The following is a 4,491-nucleotide window of genomic DNA, read 5'->3' as shown; positions in this document are numbered from 1 at the left end:
CCACAGCCGGGCCAGGGCGTGATCCGCATGGACACGATCGACTTACTGACCTGGACCCGTTCGCAAGTCGCGCCGCAGCTCCTCGAGGCGCGCAGCCGGGCCCTGCTCGCCGGAGTCGAGGATGTGCCGCACCTCTTGGACACCCTGGTCACCTACCTGGCCGTTGATCAGCAGGTCGCCGCCGCCGCCGAGGCTCTGTTTGTCCACCCGAACACCGTCCGATATCGGCTGGGCCGGGTGGAAGAGCTCTGTGGGGAGCCCCTGGCCTCCGCAACCATGCTCGCAAATCTGACGCTCGCCCTGCACGATCTCATCCTCGGCAAACGCACCGAGCTTCGCTAGGCTGACGGCACGGGTTCGACGGCCGAGCCCGTGGAAGGGAACGGCAATGGCGCACGGCGAGGTTCAGATTGAGAACGACCGCTTTCGGGTCACGCGATGGACGATTGAGCCGGGCGGGGCGATTCCGATGCACCGCCACGACTACGACTACGTGGTCGTCCCGATGGTGACCGACCGAATGCACGTGACGATGGCCGACGGCACCGAGATCGTGACCGAGCTGGAGGCGGGCGTGAGCTACACCCGCGAGGCCGGCGGCGAGCACACCGTCGCCAACCGCGGCGCCGAGCACGACATCGTTTTCGTCGAGACCGAGCGCCTGGCCTAAGCCCGGTGCCGGCCCGGGGCGGGGCGGGGCCGCGCTCCCGCCCGACGCCCCGCGTCCGGGGGCGGATAGGCTGGGTCCATGATCACCCTCGCCGCCGTCCTCCTGCTCGTGAACGCCCTCTATAACGCAGTCGTTTGGCCGCAGTTCTTCAAGCGGGTCAAAGCCGACGAGCGCGCCTTCGACGAGAACGGCAAGGCAACCAGGTTCTTCACGGTGCACGCCTGGCTGATCGGCATCGCCCTCGTGATCGCGCTCGTCTCGCTCGTCGCCGGGATCTGGCTGCTCGTCGCCTAGCCCCCCGGCTCAGCCCCGGGGCACCACCGCGAAGCGGCGGTTGTCCAGCGAGGGGTTCTTCGCGCGGACGCTGCGGACACGCTCCGGGTCCAGCTCCGCGAGGAGCATCCCCGCCTGTTCGCCGAGGTCCCCCTGGGTCGCGCCCATCGGGTCCACGAGCCGCGTTCCCCCGGAGCCCGCGGGGTACAGCATCCCGGCGCCCGCAACGTAGGCCGTGTTCTCGATGGCCCTGGCCTGCAGCAACGCCGCCCAGTGCGCCTCCTTCATGGGTCCCGGGACCCAGGCCGCCGGGTACACGATGAGCTCGGCCCCGGCGTCGACGACCGAACGCGCGCCCTCGGGAAAGCGCAGGTCGTAGCAAATCTGCAAGCCGATCCGCAGGCCCGCGAGCTCAACCACGGTTCCCGCCGTGTCCGGCCCCGCGGTGAAGGAGTCATCCTCGCGGTACCCGAAGGCGTTATAGAGGTGCACCTTGCGGTACAGCCCGGCGATCTCCCCCGCCTCGTCGATGGCGACGAGCGTGTTGTAGGGCCGCCCCGTTGCCTCGTTGCGCTCGAAGAGGTTGATGATTACCGGCAGGCCGAGCCGGGCGGCCTCCGCCCGGAGGGCCGCGGTGTAGGGCCCGTCGAGGGGCTCGGCCGCCGCGATGATCCGGTCGCTGCCCCCCGCCTGCCACACCATCGAGTACTCGGGAAAGACCGCGAGCCGGGCTCCGGCCGCCGCGGCCTCGGCCATGCCCGCGAGCATCGCGGAGAGGTTCGCCGCGGGGTCACCCGAAGCCTGCATCTGCCAGAGTGCGATCTTCATGGTGCCCACTGTATCCAGTTCTCCCAGGGGGTTCACCCCGGGTTCTCCGGGCGTTCCCCTGCCCGGTGTAATACCCTGGGGTGGGCACTGTCCCTCCATCTGTCCCGGAACTGAACGGCAAGCCATGAAGCGCATCCTCACCTACGGCACCTTTGACCTCCTGCACTGGGGGCACATCCGGCTGCTCAAGCGAGCGCGGGCTCAGGGCGACTACCTGGCCGTGGCCCTGTCCACCGAGGAGTTCAACGAGTCGAAGGGCAAGAAGACCTATCACGACTTCGAGACCCGCAAGGCGATGCTGGAGGCCGTCCGCTACGTTGACCTCGTCATCCCGGAGGAGCACTGGGAGCAGAAGATCTCTGATGTGCAGAAGTACGAGATCGACGCCGTCGTGATGGGCGGCGACTGGGAGGGCGATCCCCGCTTCGAAATCCTGCGCGACCACTGCGAGGTCATCTACCTCGACCGGACCGAGGGCATCTCGACGACCAAGATCAAGAACGACCTCGGCGAGAACGCCTAAGCCGCGTTTCCGGGCCCCCGAGACGTCACGATTCGGCAACGCTCCCGCGCCGACTACCCCCGACCGGGGCCGCGGTGTCCCCGGCGCCCGGCCGCCCCGGCGACCCGGGCTGACGGGAAAGGCACGGGATTGCGCGCCGCACAGCCCCGACGCCGAGGGCCGGGGCGTCCTGCCGCGCCCGAGACCCCGAAGCTCTCTGGAACGACCTCCATATAGCATCTGCCGCGAGGCAGAGACCCTCGGTGCTCCACCCGTCCCCGAAACAACTACACTCTGGTCATCAGCACCTCCGGCCCCGGCCGGGGGTGCGCACCCTCCTTTCAGCTCAAAGAAGAACCGAAGGACGAACCAATGAAGATGCGCACCGTTCTCCCCGCGATCGCCGCAGCCGCGATCCTGACCCTCTCCGCGTGCTCAAACGCCCCCGCGGATCCGGCTCCCTCCGAGGGCACAGATACGTCCCCCTCTACGACCGTCGGCGCGATTGAGGCCGACCCGGCCGCCGTCGCGCTGCTCCCCGCCGCGGTGAAAGACTCCGGAACGCTGATCATCGGCACCGATGCGGCCTACCCGCCGAACGAGTACAAGGACAAGGACGGCAAGCCGATCGGCTGGGGCGTCGACCTCGCCAACGCGGTCAGCGCCAAGCTCGGCCTGGAGACGGACTGGCGGGTCGCCAAGTTCGAGAACATCATCCCGTCCATCACCGGCGGCAAGATGCAGATGGGCTCCTCCTCCTTCACCGACAACCTCGAGCGGCAGAAGGCCGTCGACTTCGTGAACTTCTACGACGCCGGGATTCTCTGGGCCACCGCCGCGGGCAACACCGTGGACCCCGACAACGCCTGCGGCCTCAAGGTCGCCGTGCAGACGGGCACCGTGCAGGATACGGAGGACGTCCCGGCCAAGAGCGATGCCTGCGTCGCCGCGGGCAAGGAGCCGATCGAGAAGCTCAAGTACGAGGCCCAGGAGGAGGCGACGAACGCGGTCGTCCTCGGCAAGGCCGACGCGATGAGCGCCGACTCCCCGATCACCCTGTACGCAATCGCCCAGCTCGACGGCAAGCTCGAGGTCGCCGGGAAGTCCTTCGACACCGCACCCTACGGCTTCGCCACGGAGAAGGACAGCGACATGACCAAGGCCATTCAGGCCGCGCTCCAGTCCATGATGGACGACGGCACCTACCTGGACATCCTCTCCGAGTGGGGCGTCGAGGACGGCGCGATCGACTCGGCCACGGTCAACGCGGGCAACAGCTAACCACGATGTCGACGCACCCCGAGCGGGGGCCGGGACCGAGTGTCCCGCCCCCCGCTGAACAGCAACCCTTCTACGAGTCCGAACCGCTCGTCGCGGTGCCGCTGCGCCGCCCCTGGCGGACCGTACTCGCCATCGTCATCGTCATCGCGGTCGGCCTGTTCATCTACGACGCGGCCACGAACCGACCCGCCTACGACTGGCCGACCGTCGGCAAGTACCTCTTCGACGACCGGATCATGTCCGCGCTCGTGAACACCCTGCTCCTGACCGTCTACTCGATGATCATCGCGGTCGTGCTCGGCGTGCTGCTGGCGGTCATGCGGCTCTCCCCGAACCCCGTCGTGAAGTCGGTGTCCTGGGTGTACCTGTGGATCTTCCGCGGCACCCCGGTCTACGTCCAGCTCACCTTCTGGGGCATGGTCGCCCTGATCTATCCGACGATCAGCCTCGGGGTGCCCTTCGGCGAGGCCTGGCTCACCCTGGAGACCGACGCGCTGCTCAGCACCTTCGCGCTCGCCGTGATCGGCCTCGCGCTGAACGAGTCCGCCTACATGGCGGAGATCGTCCGCGCCGGGCTGCTCGCCGTGGACAAGGGCCAGGAGGAGGCGGCCACCGCGCTCGGCCTCGGCTGGTGGCACACGATGAGCCGTGTCGTGCTCCCCCAGGCGATGCGCGTCATCATCCCCCCGACGGGCAACGAGGTCATCTCGATGCTGAAGACCACCTCGCTCGTCGTCGCGGTCCCCTACAGCTACGACCTGTACGCCCGGGCGCGGGACATCTCGGTGGAGACCTTCAACCCGATCCCCCTGTTGATCGTGGCCTCGCTCTGGTACCTGCTGTTCACCTCGGTGCTCATGGTCGGCCAGTACTACCTGGAGAAGCGCTTTGCGCGCGGGGTCGGCGACCGGCCCAGCGTGCAAAAGCCCACCCAGGA

Annotated in this window: 7 protein-coding genes; 6 read left to right on the top strand and 1 reads right to left on the bottom strand. The window is 68.3% G+C overall.

Translation table 11 applies throughout. The annotated features are described in order from the left end of the window. The 3 genes from OOT08_RS10070 to OOT08_RS10060 form a co-directional block, all read left to right on the top strand. A partial coding sequence (locus OOT08_RS10070) for a helix-turn-helix domain-containing protein (RefSeq protein WP_325092520.1) occupies positions 1–342 on the top strand: 342 nt, incomplete at its 5' end. 46 nt (positions 343–388) lie between these two features. Beyond that, a complete protein-coding gene (locus tag OOT08_RS10065; protein WP_325092519.1) occupies positions 389–670 on the top strand; it encodes a cupin domain-containing protein in 282 nt (93 codons plus the stop codon). Between the two features lie 78 nt (positions 671–748). After that, positions 749–964, top strand: a complete 216-nt coding sequence (locus tag OOT08_RS10060) for an SCO4848 family membrane protein (RefSeq protein WP_325092518.1) — start codon at positions 749–751, stop codon at positions 962–964. Positions 965–973: 9 nt separating this feature from the next. Here OOT08_RS10060 and OOT08_RS10055 read toward each other — a convergent pair whose 3' ends face one another. Then, positions 974–1,771, bottom strand: a complete 798-nt coding sequence (locus OOT08_RS10055; protein ID WP_325092517.1) for a carbon-nitrogen hydrolase family protein — start codon at positions 1,769–1,771, stop codon at positions 974–976. 124 nt (positions 1,772–1,895) lie between these two features. On the opposite strand from OOT08_RS10055, the gene tagD reads away from it, so the two are divergent. The 3 genes from tagD to OOT08_RS10040 form a co-directional block, all read left to right on the top strand. Beyond that, positions 1,896–2,294, top strand: a complete 399-nt coding sequence (gene tagD / locus OOT08_RS10050; RefSeq protein WP_325092516.1) for a glycerol-3-phosphate cytidylyltransferase — start codon at positions 1,896–1,898, stop codon at positions 2,292–2,294. A 351-nt stretch (positions 2,295–2,645) separates the two neighbouring features. Next, entirely contained in the window at positions 2,646–3,554 is a 909-nt protein-coding gene (locus OOT08_RS10045) for an ABC transporter substrate-binding protein (protein WP_325092515.1), read from the top strand. A 5-nt stretch (positions 3,555–3,559) separates the two neighbouring features. After that, the coding region (locus OOT08_RS10040; RefSeq protein WP_325092514.1) for an amino acid ABC transporter permease at positions 3,560–4,491 on the top strand (932 nt) is incomplete at its 3' end.

The sequence above is a fragment of the Leucobacter sp. M11 genome, from assembly GCF_035726885.1.
Classification (GTDB): Bacteria; Actinomycetota; Actinomycetes; order Actinomycetales; family Microbacteriaceae; genus JAPFRB01.
The sequence above is the reverse complement of the archived record's forward strand: the minus strand, read 5'-3'. Positions and strand labels throughout refer to the sequence as shown.